The organism is Streptomyces sp. WM4235 (genome assembly GCF_001279725.1).
In the GTDB taxonomy this organism is placed as follows: Bacteria; Actinomycetota; Actinomycetes; order Streptomycetales; family Streptomycetaceae; genus Streptomyces.
This window is the reverse complement of the sequence record NZ_LGDE01000001.1, coordinates 45644-62252: the sequence shown is the minus strand read 5'-3', so window position 1 is coordinate 62252 and position 16609 is coordinate 45644. Positions and strand designations below refer to the sequence as shown.

The window sequence follows — 16609 nt, the reverse complement described above, 5'->3', positions numbered from 1 at the left end:
GCGGCCCTCGCGGCCCGACCCGTCGGGCGGGGCGCACGCCCCGGCCGACGCCGGCGGCCCTCAGGCCAGGCCCGCGGCGTCCAGCAGGTAGGCCACCATCGGGTCGTAGTGGCGTGGGTCCCGGACGTGGTCGTCGAGCGGGATCGCGATCTGGAGGGTGCCCTCCGCCTCGGCGAGGAACAGGGCGGGGTCGTTGCAGTCCGCGTAGCCCACCGCGTCCAGGCCCCGCTGCGCCGCGCAGCCCGCCCAGCCGTGGTCGGCCAGGACCAGGTCCGGCTGGGGGCGTCCCTCGGCCGCCAGCCCGTCCAGGATCGCGGCCATGGGCTCCGGCGAGTGGGTGTGCCACAGGGTCGCACCCCGCTCCAGCACGGCGACGTCGGCGAACTGCCACACGGAGCACTCGTCCGCGACCAGCCCGCGCGGGATGACCACGATCTCGCAACCGGCCGCCCGCAGGGCCTCGCCGGTCGCCCGGTGGACGTCCAGGAGGCCGCCGGGGTGCCCGGTGGCCAGCAGGACGCTCTGCCGGTCCAGCGCGGCCTTGCGCAGTCGGGCCGCGAGCCGGTCCAGGGCGGCGACCGTCAGTTCCGGGTCGATGGTGTCCTGGCCGTGGCGGTGGGTCGCGTCGTCGACCACTCCGCAGCGTTCCGCCATCACGGCGAGCACGTCCTGCTCGTCGGCCCAGCGGTCGCCGAGTTCCAGGCCCAGCCAGTAGTGGCGGTCGCCGTTGGCGAGCTTGCGGTAGTGCGACAGGTTGTTCTCGCGCGAGGTGGCGACGTCACCCGCGATCCGCGTGCGGACCAGGTGGTCGAGGAGTTCGGCGCGGCTCGGCGCTTGAGAGGACTGGGCGGGCGTCTCTATCGGCTTCGGCATACGGCCCATTCTGCCGTCGCGTGCCGTCACGCGCCGGAACCATTTCGACCCGCGGATGCCGGGCGTCACCCCGACAGCGCCCCGAAGGCGCCGTTGGCGAGCCGCCGCAGCAGGGACTCGGTGGCCTCCCGGCCCAGCGCCGCCAGGTGCGGGGTGGAGTTCAGCAGGCCGAAGACCGCGTGCACGGAGACCCGTACCTGCGCCTCCCCCACCTCGGGGTGCAGCTCGCGCACGACCTGCACCCACAGCTCGACGTACTGGCGCTGCAACTGTCGTACGAGCTTGCGGTCGGCCTCCCGCAGCCGGTCCAGCTCCCGGTCGTGCAGGGTGATCAGCGCCCGGTCGTCGAGCGCGAAGTCGATGTGGCCCTCGACGAGGGAGGCCAGCAGCGCCGTCGGGTCGCCGGCCGCCTCCTCGGCGCGCCGCCGGCCGCCCGTGAGCAGCCGCTCGCTGATCCCGACGAGCAGTTCGGCGAGCATGGCGTCCTTGCCGGCGAAGTGCCGGTACAGGCCGGGGCCGCTGATGCCCACCGCGGCCCCTATCTCGTCCACTCCGACGCCGTGGAAGCCGCGCTCGGCGAAGAGACGAGCGGCCTCACTGAGGATCTGCTCGCGACGGGTCGGGGCGGCCGCTCTGGTGCTCATGGGAAACCATTCTAGACAGGGCCGTTAGCGCTCGTTAACCTAAGGCCCATACGCGTTAACGACCATTAACCGCGTGCACCGAGCAAGGGAGCTCGACCGATGCAGCAGGCACCAGTGCTGACGAGCGCCGCGGACCCGGCGTCCGAGGCCTGGCGGACCAACGAGGCCGCCCACCGCGAACTCGCCGAGGGCCTGCGCGCCCGACTGGAGGCGGCCCGCCTGGGCGGCGGGGAACGGGCCCGCGCCCGCCACACCGCCCGCGGGAAGCTGCTTCCCCGCGACCGCGTGGACGCCCTCCTCGACCCCGGATCGCCCTTCCTGGAGCTGGCCCCGCTGGCCGCCGAGGGCATGTACGGGGGCGCGGCCCCGGCCGCCGGGGTCATCGCGGGCATCGGCCGGGTCAGCGGTCGCGAGTGCGTCATCGTCGCGAACGACGCCACCGTCAAGGGCGGCACCTACTACCCGATGACCGTCAAGAAGCACCTCCGCGCCCAGGAGGTGGCTTTGGAGAATCGTCTCCCCTGCCTCTACCTGGTCGACTCCGGCGGCGCCTTCCTGCCCATGCAGGACGAGGTCTTCCCCGACCGGGAGCACTTCGGCCGCATCTTCTACAACCAGGCCCGCATGTCCGGCGCCGGCATCCCGCAGATCGCGGCCGTGCTCGGCTCCTGCACCGCCGGCGGGGCGTACGTCCCGGCCATGAGCGACGAGGCCGTCATCGTGCGCGGCCAGGGCACGATCTTCCTCGGCGGCCCGCCGCTGGTGAAGGCCGCGACGGGCGAGGTCGTCACGGCCGAGGAGCTCGGCGGCGGCGAGGTCCACTCCCGGATCTCGGGCGTCACCGACCACCTCGCGGAGGACGACGCGCACGCGCTGCGGATCGTACGGAACATCGTGGCGACGCTGCCCGACCGCGCGGCCCTGCCCTGGTCGGTGGAGGCTCCCGAGGAGCCGAAGGTGGACCCGTACGGCCTGTACGGCGCGGTGCCGGTCGACTCCCGCACCCCCTACGACGCCCGCGAGGTCATCGCCCGGGTCGTGGACGGGTCCCGCTTCCAGGAGTTCAAGGCGGAGTTCGGGCAGACGCTGGTCACCGGTTTCGCCCGGATCCACGGACACCCGGTCGGCATCATCGCCAACAACGGCATCCTCTTCTCCGAGTCCGCCCAGAAGGGCGCGCACTTCATCGAGCTGTGCGACCAGCGCGGGATCCCGCTCCTCTTCCTCCAGAACATCTCGGGGTTCATGGTCGGCCGCGACTACGAGGCGGGCGGCATCGCCAAGCACGGCGCCAAGATGGTGACGGCCGTGGCGTGCGCCCGGGTCCCGAAGTTGACGGTGGTCGTCGGCGGTTCCTACGGGGCGGGCAACTACTCGATGTGCGGCCGGGCCTACTCGCCGCGCTTCCTGTGGATGTGGCCGAACGCGAAGATCTCGGTGATGGGCGGCGAGCAGGCGGCCTCCGTGCTGGCCACCGTCAAGCGGGACCAGATCGAGGGCGCGGGCCAGGACTGGCCGGCCGAGGACGAGGAGGCCTTCAAGGCACCGGTCCGCGCGCAGTACGAGGAACAGGGCAACGCCTACTACGCCACCGCCCGCCTCTGGGACGACGGGGTCATCGACCCCATGGAGACCCGGCAGGTGCTCGGGCTGGCCCTGACCGCGTGCGCGAACGCCCCCTTGGGCGACTCCGCTTTCGGCATCTTCCGCATGTGACGTGAGGACCTCTTCGATGTTCAGCACTGTTCTGGTCGCGAACCGCGGCGAGATCGCGGTCCGGGTCATCCGCACCCTGCGGGAGCTCGGCATCCGCTCCGTGGCCGTCTTCAGCGACGCCGACGCGGACGCCCGCCACGTACGGGAGGCCGACACGGCCGTCCGGATCGGTCCGGAGGCGGCCGCCGAGAGCTACCTGTCGGTGGAGCGGCTCCTGGACGCGGCCCGCCGCACCGGCGCCGAGGCGGTCCACCCCGGGTACGGCTTCCTCGCGGAGAACGCCGCCTTCGCGGCGGCCTGCGCGGAGGCCGGGTTGGCCTTCATCGGGCCCCCGGCGAGCGCGATCTCCCTGATGGGCGACAAGATCCGGGCGAAGGAGACGGTGAAGGAGGCGGGCGTTCCCGTCGTCCCCGGCTCCTCCGGCAGCGGCCTCACCGACGCCGAACTGGTCTCCGCCGCCGAGAAGATCGGCATGCCGGTGCTGCTGAAGCCCTCCGCGGGCGGCGGCGGCAAGGGCATGCGGCTGGTCCGCGACGCGGAGCTGCTCGGCGAGGAGATCGCCGCGGCGCGGCGCGAGGCCCGGTCCTCCTTCGGCGACGACACCCTGCTCGTCGAGCGGTGGGTGGACCGGCCGCGGCACATCGAGATCCAGGTGCTGGCGGACGCGCACGGCAACGTGGTGCACCTGGGCGAGCGGGAGTGCTCGCTCCAGCGGCGCCACCAGAAGGTCGTCGAGGAGGCCCCGTCGGTCCTGCTGACGCCGCAGCTGCGGGCGTCGATGGGCGCGGCGGCCGTGGAGGCGGCCCGTTCCTGCGGGTACGTCGGCGCGGGCACCGTGGAGTTCATCGTGCCGGGCGGCGACCCGTCCTCGTACTACTTCATGGAGATGAACACCCGCCTCCAGGTGGAGCACCCGGTGACGGAGCTGATCACCGGACTGGACCTGGTCGAACAACAACTGCGGGTCGCGGCGGGGGCTCCCCTCGGGTTCGGGCAGGAGGACGTGACCCTGACCGGCCACGCCATCGAGGCCCGCGTCTGCGCCGAGGACCCGGCCCGCGGGTTCCTGCCCTCGGGCGGTACGGTCCTGGCCCTGTCGGAGCCGTCCGGCGGGGCGGTGCGCACCGACTCGGGTCTGACGGCCGGCGTGCCGGTGGGCTCCGCCTACGACCCGATGCTGTCCAAGGTCATCGCGTACGGGCCGGACCGCGCGAGCGCCCTGCGGTTGCTGCGGGGGGCCCTCGCGGACACCGTGATCCTGGGCGTCCAGACCAACGCCGGTTTCCTGCGGCGGCTGCTGGCGCACCCCGACGTGGTGTCGGGCGACCTCGACACCGGGCTGGTCGAGCGCGACCTCGCGTCGCTGCTCCCGGAGGGGATCCCGGACGAGGTGTACGCGGCGGCGGCGTTGCTCGCCGAGGAGCCCCTGCCTGCGCGGCCGGGAGGGTGGGTGGACCCGTTCGACGCCGCCGACGGCTGGCGCCTGGGCGGCACCCCCGCCTGGACGGTCCACCACCTGCGCCTGCCCGGCCAGGACCCGGTGGAGGTCCGCACCCGCCCGGCCGGGCGGGACACGGAGATCCTCCCCGGGAGTTCCGGTACACCGGCCCGCGGCCGGATCGTGGCCCGGACCCCCGACGCGGTCACGGTGGAACTCGACGGCGTCACCCACCGCTTCAGCCACGCCGCGTCCCCGGAGGGCACCTGGCTCGGCCGCGACGGCGACTCCTGGCACCTCCAGCGCCACGACCCCGTCGCCGCGGCGCTCACCGGCCGCGGCCACGGCGGCGCGGGCACGCTGGCCGCCCCGATGCCCGGCACCGTCACCGTCGTGAAGGTGGCCGTCGGGGACCGGGTGACGGCCGGTCAGAGCCTGCTCGTGGTGGAGGCGATGAAGATGGAGCACGTCATCTCCGCCCCGCACGCCGGCACGGTCACCGAACTCGACGTGACGCCCGGCACCACCGTCGCCATGGACCAGATCCTGGCCGTGGTCACCCCGGAGGAAGAGGAGGGCGCCGAGTGAACGGCCTGCCCATGACGGTCCCCGATCCCGGGCTGCCGACCCGCGTCCGCATCCACGAGGTGGGCGCCCGCGACGGACTCCAGAACGAGAAGACGCCCGTACCGACCGAGGTGAAGGCCGAGTTCGTCCACCGGCTCGCCGCGGCCGGCCTCACCACCATCGAGGCCACCAGCTTCGTCCACCCCAAGTGGGTGCCCCAGCTCGCCGACGCGGAACAGCTCTTCCCGTTGCTCTCCGACGTGTCCGCGGACCTGCCCGTCCTCGTCCCCAACGAGCGCGGCCTGGACCGCGCGCTCGCCCTCGGGGCCGATCGGATCGCGGTGTTCGGTTCCGCGACGGAGACCTTCGCGGCCCGCAACCTCAACCGCACCGTCGCCGAGTCCCTGGCCATGTTCGAGCCCGTGGTGGCCCGGGCCAAGGAACAGGGCGCCCATGTGCGCGGATACCTCTCCATGTGCTTCGGCGACCCCTGGGAGGGCGCCGTGCCCATCCCGCAGGTGGTCTCCGTGGCCAAGGCCCTGCTGGACCTCGGCTGCGACGAACTGAGTCTCGGCGACACCATCGGCGTCGCCACCCCGGGCCATGTCGGGGCCCTCCTCGACGGACTCGACGAGGTGGGCGTGGAGACCGATCGGATCGGTGTGCACTTCCACGACACCTACGGCCAGGCCCTCTCCAACACCCTCGCCGCGCTCCGGCACGGCGTGACCACGGTCGACGCCTCCGCCGGCGGCCTCGGCGGCTGCCCGTACGCGAAGAGCGCCACCGGCAACCTGGCCACCGAGGACCTCGTGTGGATGCTCGACGGCCTCGGCATCGAGACCGGGGTCGACCTGGCCGCCCTCACCGCCACGAGCGTGTGGATGGCCGAGCGGTTGGGGCGCCCCAGCCCCTCCCGTACCGTCCGCGCCCTCTCCCACAAGGAGTAACGAAGACATGTCCCTCGACCACCGGCTCACCCCCGAGCACGAGGAACTCCGCCGCACCGTCGAGGCCTTCGCGCACGACGTCGTCGCCCCCAAGATCGGCGACCTGTACGAGCGGCACGAGTTCCCGTACGAGATCGTCCGCGAGATGGGCCGCATGGGCCTGTTCGGCCTGCCCTTCCCGGAGGAGTACGGCGGCATGGGCGGCGACTACCTCGCCCTCGGCATCGCCCTGGAGGAGCTGGCCCGCGTCGACTCCTCGGTCGCCATCACCCTGGAGGCCGGCGTCTCGCTCGGCGCCATGCCGATCCACCTGTTCGGCACCGAGGAGCAGAAGCGGGAGTGGCTGCCGAGGATGTGCTCCGGCGAGGTGCTGGGCGCCTTCGGTCTGACCGAGCCGGACGGCGGCTCGGACGCGGGCGGCACCCGCACGACGGCCGTCAAGGACGGTGACCAGTGGGTGATCAACGGTTCGAAGTGCTTCATCACCAACTCCGGTACGGACATCACCGGGTTGGTCACGGTCACCGCGGTGACCGGGCGCAAGGCGGACGGCCGGCCCGAGATCTCCTCGATCATCGTGCCGTCCGGAACGCCCGGCTTCACGGTGGCGGCCCCGTACTCCAAGGTCGGCTGGAACTCCTCCGACACCCGTGAACTGTCGTTCCAGGACGTGCGGGTGCCCCTGGCCAACCTGGTCGGCCAGGAGGGCCGCGGCTACGCCCAGTTCCTGCGGATCCTCGACGAGGGCCGCATCGCCATCTCCGCGCTCGCCACGGGCCTGGCCCAGGGCTGTGTCGACGAGTCGGTGAAGTACGCCAAGGAGCGCAAGGCCTTCGGCCGGCCCATCGGCGACAACCAGGCCATCCAGTTCAAGCTGGCGGACATGGAGATGCGCGCCCACATGGCTCGTGTCGGCTGGCGGGACGCGGCCTCGCGGCTGGTGGCCGGCGAACCGTTCAAGAAGGAGGCGGCCATCGCCAAGCTGTACTCCTCCACGGTCGCCGTCGACAACGCCCGTGAGGCCACGCAGATCCACGGCGGCTACGGGTTCATGAACGAGTACCCGGTGGCCCGCATGTGGCGGGACTCCAAGATCCTGGAGATCGGCGAGGGCACCAGCGAGGTGCAGCGCATGCTGATCGCCCGCGAACTGGGCTTCGCCGGCTGACCGGTGGCCGACCGAAAGGTCGGCCGAGGAGCAGTTCACCCGAGGGGGCCCGGAGAAAGATTAGGGCCCCCTTACCGTTTTCGGCCAAGGTTAGGCTAACCTTCCCTCCGAACGGCCCAGTGGCCGCCCGGCACGCACGAAAGCGGACATCGACATGCCCAAGTCCCGATCCTCCCTCCTCACCCGCCGCGGTCTCATCGCGGCCGGCGGTGCCCTGAGCCTCGTCGCGGCGCTCTCCGCGTGCGGCGGCACCGACAAGGCGAAGGACGGGGCCGGCGAGGCGGACAAGACCGCTGCGGCCTCGGGCCCCTGGACCTTCAAGGACGACCTCGGCAAGGACGTCTCCACGAAGGCCGCCCCGAAGAACGTCGTCGCCTTCACCGGCACCGCCGCCGCCCTTTACGACTACGGCGTGAGCGTCAAGGGCGTCTTCGGCCCGACCAAGACCGCCGACGGCAAGCCCGACGTCCAGGCCGGCTCGATGGACATATCCAAGGTCGAGATCCTCGGCAACGTCTACGACGAGTTCAACGTCGAGAAGTACGCGGCCCTCCAGCCCGACCTGCTGGTCACCAACTCCTGGGACGGCTCGTACTGGTACGTCCCGGAGGCCTCCAAGGACAAGATCCTGAAGCTGGCCCCGGCCGCCGCGATCAAGGTCGGCGGCGACGTCAGCATGGACAAGGCGCTGGCCCGCACCGCGGACCTCGCCAAGTCCCTCGGCGCCGACATGAACGCCAAGAAGGCCGTGGACGCCAAGGCCCGCTTCGAGGCCGCCTCCGCCAAGGTCCGCGAGGCCACCAAGGCGAACCCGGGCATCAAGGTGCTCGTCGGTTCCGGCGCGGCCGACCTGTTCTACGTCTCCACCGCGAAGACCTCCGCCGACCTGAAGTACTTCGAGTCGCTCGGCGTCGAGTTCGTCGCCCCGGAGAAGCTGGACGAGGGCGGCTTCTTCGAGAGCCTCAGCTGGGAGAACGCCGGCAAGTACAAGGCCGACGTCATCCTGCTCGACAACCGCACCGGCACCCTGCAGCCGAAGGACCTGGCGGCCAAGCCGACCTGGGCCGAGATGCCCGCAGTCAAGGCCGGTCAGATCACCCCGCGCGTGACCGAGCCGATCTTCTCGTACGAGAAGTGCGCGCAGCTGCTGGAGGACCTGGCGAAGTCCATCCAGGGCGCCAAGAAGGTCAGCTGACCCCCGGCGCCCCCGACCGGCGCCGCACACACCCCCAGGAGGGACTCACCGCATGACCGTCACCGCATCCGACGCGGCCCCGGCCGTGGCCCACTTCCGGTTCTTCGAACTCGAGGTGCTCCGCACGCGCCGTCTCGGCCACTCGTTCCTGCGCGTCACGTTCGGCGGCGAGTCCCTCTCGGAGTTCCGCTCCGGCGGGTACGACCAGAGCCTGTCGCTCTTCCTGCCGGCCGAGGGCGCCGAGCACACCGTCCTGCCCTCCACGGACGAGGACACGTGGTTCGCCGCCTGGCGGGCGATCCCCGAGGCCGAGCGCCCGGTGATGCGCTCGTACACCGTGCGCGAGCAGCGCCGAACGCCCGAGGGCGTGGACGAGGTCGACATCGACTTCGTGCTCCACGGCGACTCCTCCCCGGCGTCCCGCTGGGCCGGGCGGGCCGTCGCCGGCCGCCGGGTCATGCTGATCGGGCCGGCCGTCGCGGAGAACAAGTCCGTGCGGTTCCAGCCGCCGGCCGCCACCGACGCCGTCCTGCTGTACGCGGACGAGACCGCGCTGCCCGCCGCCTCCGCGATCCTCGAACGACTGCCCGCCGGCACGCCGGTGAAGGCCTGGTTCGAGGTCCCGCACGAGGACGACCGGCTCGCCCCGGTGACCCTCGCCGACGCGGACATCACCTGGATCGTCCGCGACCCCGCCCTGGGGCGCGAGCGCGCCGACCGGCTCGTGGACGTGATCCGCGCGGCCGAACCGCTTGCCGCGCAGGCCCCGTACGCCTGGATCGCCGGCGAGGCGGGCACGATCCGCGCGGTCCGGCGCCACCTCGTGCGGGAACGTTCCATCGATCGGCGCGCGGTGCGCTTCGTCGGCTACTGGCGCCTCGGCGCGAGCGAGGAAGAGCTGCTCGCCGAGGCCTACGCGGGCCAGGCTCCCAGCGAGGACGCCACCGCGACCCTGTAGCCCTCGCGGGCCCTCGGTCCCACGTACGCGACTCCCACGTACGCGACTCGCACGCACACAACTCCCGCGCTCCGCGCGGACATTGAGAGATGGGTCTCGGCCTCCGGCCGGGGCCCCTCTCTATTTGGTCTGAAACTTAGGCTAGGCTAACCTAAGACTTCTCCCCACTCCCCCCTCTTCCCCTGCCCGGAGGAAAGTTGATGCGTTCGCATCTGCTGAACGAGACGACCGCAGACCTCTACCGGCGTACCGTCACCGAAGGCGTCGAACGCGTCGCCGCGAAGATCGCGACCACGGAACGGCCCCACACCGGTATATCCGTCGACGAACTCGCCCCGGTCATCGACGCGATCGACCTCGACAAGCCCCTCGAGGACCCGGCCGCCGTGCTGGACGAACTCGAAGAGGTCTACCTCCGGGACGCGGTGTACTTCCACCACCCGCGCTACCTCGGCCACCTCAACTGCCCGGTCGTCATCCCGGCCGTGCTCGGCGAGGCGATCCTCTCCGCCGTCAACTCCTCCCTCGACACCTGGGACCAGTCCATCGGCGGCACCCTCATCGAGCGCCGCCTGATCGACTGGACCGCGCGGCGCATCGGCCTCGGCGAGGGCGCGGACGGCGTCTTCACCTCCGGCGGCAGCCAGTCCAACTTCCACGCGCTGCTCCTGGCCCGCGACGAGGCCTGCCGCCTGGTCATGAAGCGGGCGCTGAACGAGGGTCGGGAACTCAGCAAGGCCGAGGTCCTGCCCAAGCTGCGCATCTTCAGCTCCGAGGCCAGCCACTTCAGCGTGAAGAAGTCGGCGGCCATGCTCGGACTCGGCTACGAGGCCGTCGTCTCCGTCCCGGTCGACCGCAACCGCCGCATGGACACCTCGGTACTCGCCCTGGAGCTGGAGGAGTGCGAGCGCGAGGGCCTCTTCCCGATGGCCGTCGTCGCCACCGCCGGCACCACCGACTTCGGGTCCATCGACCCGCTGCACGAGATCGCCCGCCTGGCCGGGCAGTACTCCGCGTGGATGCACGTGGACGCCGCCTACGGCTGCGGGCTGCTGATCTCGCCCACCCGCCGGCACCTCCTCGACGGCATCGAGCGCGCCGACTCGGTCACCGTCGACTACCACAAGTCGTTCTTCCAGCCCGTGAGTTCCAGCGCCGTGCTGGTCCGGGACCGGGACACCCTGGGGCACGCCACGTACCACGCGGACTACCTCAACCCCCGCCGGATGGCGGAGGAGCGGATCCCGAACCAGGTGGACAAGTCCATCCAGACCACGCGCCGCTTCGACGCCCTCAAGCTCTGGATGACCCTGCGCGTCATGGGCGCCGACGGTCTCGGCTCGCTCTTCGACGAGGTCGTCTCGCTGGCCGCCGAGGGCTGGGACATCATCGACGCCGACGCCCGCTTCGAGGTCGTCGTCAAGCCGCAGATCTCCACGCTGGTCTTCCGCTACGTCCCCGAGGGCGACGTCCGCGCCGACCTCGTCGACGAGGCGAACCTGCACGCCCGCAAGGCCCTGTTCGCCTCCGGTGAGGCCGTCGTCGCCGGTACCAAGGTGGACGGCCGCCAGTACCTGAAGTTCACCCTCCTCAACCCGCAGACCACGACGGCCGACATCGCTGCCGTCCTCGACCTTCTCGCCGCACATGCCGAGCAGTTCTTGGGAGAATCCCTTGCCCTCCACCGCTGAGACCCACGACTTCATCGGCATCGGCGTCGGTCCGTTCAATCTGGGACTCGCCTGCCTGACCGCCCCGCTCGACGAGATCGACGGTCTCTTCATCGAGTCGAAGCCGCACTTCGAGTGGCACGCCGGCATGTTCCTGGACGGCGCCCACCTGCAGACGCCCTTCATGTCCGACCTGGTCACGCTCGCCGACCCGACCTCGCCCTTCTCCTTCCTGAACTACCTGAAGGACAAGGACCGGCTGTACTCCTTCTACATCCGGGAGAACTTCTACCCGCTGCGGGCCGAGTACAACGACTACTGCCGCTGGGCCGCCGACCGCCTCGACAACGTCCGGTGGTCCACCTCGGTCACCGAGGTCACCTACGACGAGCAGGCCGGCCTGTACGAGGTCCACACCGACAAGGGTGAGACCCACCGGGCCCCCCGCCTGGTCCTGGGCACCGGCACCCCGCCGCACGTCCCGCGGTCCTGCGAGGGCCTCGGCGGCGACTTCGTGCACAACTCCGCCTACATGCAGAACAAGGCTGAGCTGCAGAAGAAGAAGTCGATCACCCTCATCGGCTCGGGCCAGAGCGCGGCCGAGATCTACCACGACCTCCTCGCCGAGATCGACGTCCACGACTACCAGCTCAACTGGGTGACCCGCTCGCCGCGGTTCTTCCCGCTGGAGTACACCAAGCTGACCCTGGAGATGACCTCCCCCGAGTACGTGGACTACTTCCACGCGCTCCCCGAGGACACCCGGTACCGGTTGGAGACCCAGCAGAAGAACCTCTTCAAGGGCATCGACGGCGACCTGATCAACGCCATCTTCGACCTGCTCTACCAGAAGAAGATCAGCATGCCGGGCCAGGTCCCGACCACCCTGCTGACCAACACCTCCCTGAACAGCACCGCGTACGACACCACCACGGGCACGTACACGCTGGGGCTGCGCCAGGAGGAGCAGGAGCGGGACTTCTCCCTCACCTCCGAGGGCCTGGTGCTGGCCACCGGCTACAAGTACACCTTCCCGGAGTTCCTGAACCCGGTGCGCGACCGCCTGAACTTCGACGGGCACGGCCGTCTCGACGCCGCCCGCAACTACAGCATCGACACCACGGGCCGCGGGGTCTACCTGCAGAACGGCACCACCCACAACCACTCCCTCACCTCGCCCGACCTGGGCATGGCGGCGTACCGGAACGCGTACATCGTCGGTGAGCTCCTCGGCCGCGAGCACTACAAGGTCGAGAAGTCCATCGCGTTCCAGCAGTTCGCCGCCCCGGAAGGCACCCTCTGATGAGCACCACCGAACTCCTCTTCTCCCGCACCGACAAGGAACTCGGTTCCTTCGCCGTGCGCCCCCTGGACCCCTTCGCCGACGCGGAGCTGCTCCACGGCTGGGTCACCCACCCGAAGGCGTCGTTCTGGATGATGCAGGACGCCTCCCTCCCGGACGTCGAGCGCGAGTACATGCGGATCGCCGCCCACGAGCACCACCAGGCCTTCATCGGCCTGCACGAGGGCCGTCCCGCGTTCCTGATGGAGACCTACGATCCGTCGGAGCTGGAGCTGGTCGGCCTCTACGACGCCCGGCCGGGCGACGTCGGCATGCACTTCCTCGTCGCGCCGAGCGACACCCCGCTGCACGGCTTCACCCGCGCCGTGATCACCACGGTCATGGCCGCGATCTTCGCCGACCCGGCCACCGAGCGCGTCGTGGTCGAGCCGGACGTCGCCAACACCGCCGTGCACGCCCTCAACGAGACGGTCGGCTTCGTGCCGGAGCGCCAGGTCACCAAGCCGGAGAAGGAAGCCCTCCTGAGCTTCTGCACCCGCGAGCAGTTCGAGGCCGCCGCGGCCGCCCAGGGGGTATCCATATGAGCCTCGCCGACGCCGTCGCCCACCTCTCCCCCGAGCTGTGGGCCCGCGCCAACCGCGCCCTGGTCCGCAAGGGCCTCGCGGAGTTCTCCCACGAACGCCTGCTGACCCCGAAGCCGCTCGGCTCCGACCTCTACTCGGTCCTCAGCGACGACTCGACCGTGGAGTACCGCTTCAAGGCGGTCCGGCACGCCCTCGACCACTGGTCGGTCGACGAGACCTCCATCACCCGCCACCGGGGCGGCGCCGAACTGGAGCTGGACGCCCTCGACTTCCACATCGAGCTGCGCGAGACCCTTGGCCTGAGCGCCGAGGTCCTGCCGGTGTACCTGGAGGAGATCTCCTCCACCCTGGCCGGCACCGGCTACAAGTACACGAAGCCGCAGGTCTCCTCCGAGGTCCTCGCGAAGTCCTCCTTCCAGGACATCGAGACGGGCATGACCGAGGGCCACCCCTGCTTCGTCGCGAACAACGGCCGGCTCGGCTTCGGCGTGCACGAGTACCTCTCGTACGCCCCGGAGACCGCCAGCCCCGTCCACCTCGTGTGGGTCGCCGCCCGCAAGGACGTCTCCACCTTCACGGCGGGCGCGGGCCTGGACCACGATTCCTTCATGCGCGAGGAGCTCGGCGACGAGACCATCGGCGTCTTCGCCGAGCGGATGACCGCGCTGGGCCTGGACCTGGCCGACTTCCACCTCTTCCCCGTGCACCCCTGGCAGTGGTGGAACAAGACCACGGTCACCTTCGCGGCCGAGATCGCGAACCGCCGTCTGGTGCTGCTGGGCGAGGGCCCCGACGCGTACCTCGCGCAGCAGTCGATCCGCACGTTCTTCAACCAGAGCGCACCGCGCAAGCACTACGTCAAGACCGCCATCTCGGTCCTCAACATGGGCTTCATGCGGGGTCTGTCGGCCGCGTACATGGAGGCCACCCCGGCCATCAACGACTGGCTGCACCAGCTGATCGAGGGCGACGAGGTCCTGAGGTCGGTGGACTTCTCGATCATCCGCGAGCGCGCGGCGATCGGCTACCACCACCGCCAGTACGAGCGCGCCACCGACCGGTACTCCCCGTACCGCAAGATGCTGGCCGCGCTGTGGCGCGAGTCCCCGGTCAACTCGATCCAGGGTGACGAGCGGCTCGCCACCATGGCCTCGCTGCTGCACGTCGACTCCGAGGGCAAGTCCTTCGTGGGCGCGCTGATCGCGGAGTCGGGCCTCACCCCGACCGAGTGGCTGCGCTCGTACCTGAAGGCGTACCTGGTCCCGCTGCTGCACTGCTTCTACCAGTACGACCTCGCCTACATGCCGCACGGCGAGAACACCATCCTCGTCATCGAGGGCGGCGTGGTGAAGCGGGCGATCTTCAAGGACATCGCCGAGGAGATCGTCATCATGGACGCGGACGCGGTGCTGCCGCCCGCGGTCGAGCGGGTCCGGGCGGACATCCCCGAGGACATGAAGCTGCTGTCGATCTTCACGGACGTCTTCGACTGCTTCTTCCGCTTCCTCGGCGCGATCCTCGCGGACGAGGGCATCTGCGAGGAGGACACCTTCTGGAAGGCGGTCGCGGACTGCGGCCACGACTACCAGGAGTCCATGCCCCAGCTGGCGGAGCGCTTCGAGCGGTACGACCTGTTCGCCGAGGAGTTCCAGCTGTCCTGCCTCAACCGTCTCCAGCTGCGCAACAACAAGCAGATGGTCGACCTCTCCGACCCGTCGGCGGCCCTCCAGCTGATCGGCGACCTCAAGAACCCCGTCGCGCCCTTCGCCCGACGGTGACCGACCCGCGGGCGGGCTTCCGATACGGTCCCTCGGAAGCCCGCCCGCGCCCTTGCGCCCGACCGCCCCGTTTGCCGCGTCACCGGGTCACCGCGTCACCGCGTCACCGCGTCACCGCGTCACCGCGTCACCGGGTCACCGGGTCACCGGGTCACCGGGTCCAGGGAACGTCCGGCGCCCGGAAGTAGCCGATGCCCTGCGCGTCCAGCCGCGGGCCCTGGGCCGCGAGCCGCTCCCGGTAGTCGTCCCAGTCCAGTGCCGCCGCCGGCGACCAGCCCAGCTCGGCCAGCCCCAGCACCCTGGGGAACGCCAGTTGCTCCCAGTCCTGCCGGGTGGCGACCGTCTCGGTCCACAGCGGCGCCTCCACACCCAGCACCGCCGACTCCGGGACCCCGGGCAGGTAGGCGCCCGGGTCCCAGGAGTAGGCCCGCCGCACCGGCACGTACCCGGCCCACGCCAACCCCGGCTTCGTCGCCTTGTCGTACTTCATGTCGAGGTACAGGCGGTCGGCCGGGGACAGGATCACCGGGTGGCCCGCCTTCGCCGCCGCCGCCACGCCCGCCTTCTCGGCCGCCGACGTCCGGTCGTGTCCCCAGTACTGGAGCACCGCGCCCGCCGCCGGTCGCGCCGAGGCCAGCTGGTGCCAGGCCACCACCGTCTTGCCGTGCTTGCCGACGACCGCCTGCGCCCGGTCCATGAAGGCCGCGTAGTCCGCCGCCGGCGTCGAGTGCGCCTCGTCCCCGCCGATGTGCAGGTACGTGCCCGGGGTCATCTCCGCGAGCTCGCCGAGCACCTCGTCGATGAACTCGTACGTCCGCTCGCTGCCCACGCACAGCGAGCTGAAGCCCACCTTGATCCCGGTGTACCGCTCGCGCGCCTTGCCGTCGCAGTTCAGCTCGGCGTAGGAGGCCTGGGCCGCGTTGACGTGTCCGGGCATGTCGATCTCGGGGACGACGTCCACGTACCGCCGGGCCGCGTAGGCGACCAGTTCCCGGTACTCGTCCTTCGTCCAGTGGCCGCCCGGGCCGCCGCCGACCTCGCCGGCGCCGCCGTGCTCGGCGAGCCGCGGCCAGGAGTCGCTCGCGAGCCGCCAGCCCTGGTCGTCGGTCAGGTGCAGGTGCAGGGTGTTGACCTTGTACTGGGCGAGCTGGTCCACGTACCGCTTCACCTGCTCCACCGGGAAGAAGTGGCGGGCGATGTCGACCATGGCTCCCCGGTATGCGAACCGAGGCGTGTCCTGCACCCTGCCGCCCGGCACCGTCCCCGCGCCCCGCGCCGGCACCAGTTGCCGCAGGGTCTGTCCCGCGTGGAACAGCCCCTCGGGGGTGCGCGCGGTGAGCGTGACCCCGGTCGGGCCGGCCTCCAGTCGGTAGCCCTCCTCGCCGAGCGCGCCGGCGGCCCGGTCGAGCCGCAGCCGGATCCCGTCCCCGTCCGCCCCGACCACCACGGGCAGCGGCAGGCCGGCCGTCGCGCGCAGTTGCCCGGCGAGCAGCTCCCCGACCTGCCGCACCTCCGCGCCGGAGCCCGGGGCGGTACGGATCACCGTTCCCGCCCCGAACGCGTACCCGGCGCCCTCGGCCCGCGCGGACACGGGTGCGGGCAGCAGCCGTTCGTAGGGGGTGGGCGCGGCGGCCCGCACGCCCCCGGGCCTGGAGTCGTCGCCGTGGGCGGCGGTGCAGGAAACGGCCGCCGCGCCGAGGACGAGGAGGGCACCGAGCGTGCGTCGCAGGACTCTCATGACCTCAGGTATAGGCCAATCGGGCAC

The 16609-nt window shown here is 71.2% G+C and carries 13 protein-coding genes; 10 read left to right on the top strand and 3 right to left on the bottom strand.

Annotated elements, in window-relative coordinates; genetic code table 11:
- Nucleotides 1–60: 60 nt before the first annotated feature.
- Nucleotides 61–882, bottom strand: a complete 822-nt coding sequence (locus ADK55_RS00280) for a phosphatase (protein WP_053674728.1) — start codon at nucleotides 880–882, stop codon at nucleotides 61–63.
- A 56-nt stretch (nucleotides 883–938) separates the two neighbouring features.
- Nucleotides 939–1517 (bottom strand): TetR/AcrR family transcriptional regulator, encoded by a 579-nt coding sequence (locus tag ADK55_RS00275; protein ID WP_053674726.1) that lies wholly within the window; start codon nucleotides 1515–1517, stop codon nucleotides 939–941.
- 99 nt (nucleotides 1518–1616) lie between these two features.
- On the opposite strand from ADK55_RS00275, the gene ADK55_RS00270 reads away from it, so the two are divergent.
- From ADK55_RS00270 to ADK55_RS00225, 10 genes are all read left to right on the top strand, one after another.
- A complete protein-coding gene (locus ADK55_RS00270) occupies nucleotides 1617–3233 on the top strand; it encodes a carboxyl transferase domain-containing protein (protein WP_053674723.1) in 1617 nt (538 codons plus the stop codon).
- A 16-nt stretch (nucleotides 3234–3249) separates the two neighbouring features.
- A complete protein-coding gene (locus ADK55_RS00265) occupies nucleotides 3250–5259 on the top strand; it encodes a biotin carboxylase N-terminal domain-containing protein (RefSeq protein WP_053674721.1) in 2010 nt (669 codons plus the stop codon).
- A gap of 11 nt (nucleotides 5260–5270) precedes the next feature.
- A complete protein-coding gene (locus tag ADK55_RS00260; RefSeq protein ID WP_053675007.1) occupies nucleotides 5271–6188 on the top strand; it encodes a hydroxymethylglutaryl-CoA lyase in 918 nt (305 codons plus the stop codon).
- 7 nt (nucleotides 6189–6195) lie between these two features.
- Nucleotides 6196–7356, top strand: coding sequence for an acyl-CoA dehydrogenase family protein (locus ADK55_RS00255; protein ID WP_053674720.1), 1161 nt, complete (start codon nucleotides 6196–6198; stop codon nucleotides 7354–7356).
- Between the two features lie 154 nt (nucleotides 7357–7510).
- A complete protein-coding gene (locus tag ADK55_RS00250) occupies nucleotides 7511–8551 on the top strand; it encodes an ABC transporter substrate-binding protein (protein WP_053674718.1) in 1041 nt (346 codons plus the stop codon).
- A gap of 52 nt (nucleotides 8552–8603) precedes the next feature.
- Nucleotides 8604–9509, top strand: a complete 906-nt coding sequence (locus ADK55_RS00245) for a siderophore-interacting protein (protein ID WP_053674716.1) — start codon at nucleotides 8604–8606, stop codon at nucleotides 9507–9509.
- 200 nt (nucleotides 9510–9709) lie between these two features.
- Nucleotides 9710–11200 (top strand): pyridoxal phosphate-dependent decarboxylase family protein, encoded by a 1491-nt coding sequence (locus ADK55_RS00240; RefSeq protein WP_053674714.1) that lies wholly within the window; start codon nucleotides 9710–9712, stop codon nucleotides 11198–11200.
- Nucleotides 11184–12482 (top strand): lysine N(6)-hydroxylase/L-ornithine N(5)-oxygenase family protein, encoded by a 1299-nt coding sequence (locus ADK55_RS00235; RefSeq protein WP_053674712.1) that lies wholly within the window; start codon nucleotides 11184–11186, stop codon nucleotides 12480–12482. Before ADK55_RS00240 ends, ADK55_RS00235 begins: the two co-directional genes overlap by 17 nt.
- The gene (locus ADK55_RS00230; RefSeq protein WP_053674710.1) at nucleotides 12482–13066 is read left to right on the top strand and encodes a GNAT family N-acetyltransferase; all 585 of its coding nucleotides are present in this window, start codon (nucleotides 12482–12484) and stop codon (nucleotides 13064–13066) included. Before ADK55_RS00235 ends, ADK55_RS00230 begins: the two co-directional genes overlap by 1 nt.
- On the top strand, nucleotides 13063–14844 hold the full coding sequence (locus tag ADK55_RS00225) for an IucA/IucC family protein (RefSeq protein ID WP_053674707.1): 1782 nt from the start codon (nucleotides 13063–13065) through the stop codon (nucleotides 14842–14844). The genes ADK55_RS00230 and ADK55_RS00225 overlap by 4 nt, the downstream gene beginning before the upstream one ends.
- Before the next feature lie 151 nt (nucleotides 14845–14995).
- Here the strand turns inward: ADK55_RS00225 and ADK55_RS00220 are convergent, their stop codons facing one another.
- Nucleotides 14996–16582 (bottom strand): beta-N-acetylhexosaminidase, encoded by a 1587-nt coding sequence (locus ADK55_RS00220; protein WP_053674705.1) that lies wholly within the window; start codon nucleotides 16580–16582, stop codon nucleotides 14996–14998.
- Between the last annotated feature and the right edge of the window lie 27 nt (nucleotides 16583–16609).

What these genes read in the sequence shown, in the direction of transcription:
- ADK55_RS00270 (WP_053674723.1), top strand. Translation starts at nt 1,617, where the DNA reads ATGCAGCAGGCACCAGTGCTGACGAGCGCCGCGGACCCGGCGTCCGAG.
- ADK55_RS00230 (WP_053674710.1), top strand. Translation starts at nt 12,482, where the DNA reads ATGAGCACCACCGAACTCCTCTTCTCCCGCACCGACAAGGAACTCGGT.
- ADK55_RS00255 (WP_053674720.1), top strand. Translation starts at nt 6,196, where the DNA reads ATGTCCCTCGACCACCGGCTCACCCCCGAGCACGAGGAACTCCGCCGC.
- ADK55_RS00260 (WP_053675007.1), top strand. Translation starts at nt 5,271, where the DNA reads ATGACGGTCCCCGATCCCGGGCTGCCGACCCGCGTCCGCATCCACGAG.
- ADK55_RS00265 (WP_053674721.1), top strand. Translation starts at nt 3,250, where the DNA reads ATGTTCAGCACTGTTCTGGTCGCGAACCGCGGCGAGATCGCGGTCCGG.
- ADK55_RS00220 (WP_053674705.1), bottom strand. Translation starts at nt 16,582, where the DNA reads ATGAGAGTCCTGCGACGCACGCTCGGTGCCCTCCTCGTCCTCGGCGCG.
- ADK55_RS00250 (WP_053674718.1), top strand. Translation starts at nt 7,511, where the DNA reads ATGCCCAAGTCCCGATCCTCCCTCCTCACCCGCCGCGGTCTCATCGCG.
- ADK55_RS00280 (WP_053674728.1), bottom strand. Translation starts at nt 882, where the DNA reads ATGGGCCGTATGCCGAAGCCGATAGAGACGCCCGCCCAGTCCTCTCAA.
- ADK55_RS00225 (WP_053674707.1), top strand. Translation starts at nt 13,063, where the DNA reads ATGAGCCTCGCCGACGCCGTCGCCCACCTCTCCCCCGAGCTGTGGGCC.
- ADK55_RS00245 (WP_053674716.1), top strand. Translation starts at nt 8,604, where the DNA reads ATGACCGTCACCGCATCCGACGCGGCCCCGGCCGTGGCCCACTTCCGG.
- ADK55_RS00240 (WP_053674714.1), top strand. Translation starts at nt 9,710, where the DNA reads ATGCGTTCGCATCTGCTGAACGAGACGACCGCAGACCTCTACCGGCGT.
- ADK55_RS00275 (WP_053674726.1), bottom strand. Translation starts at nt 1,517, where the DNA reads ATGAGCACCAGAGCGGCCGCCCCGACCCGTCGCGAGCAGATCCTCAGT.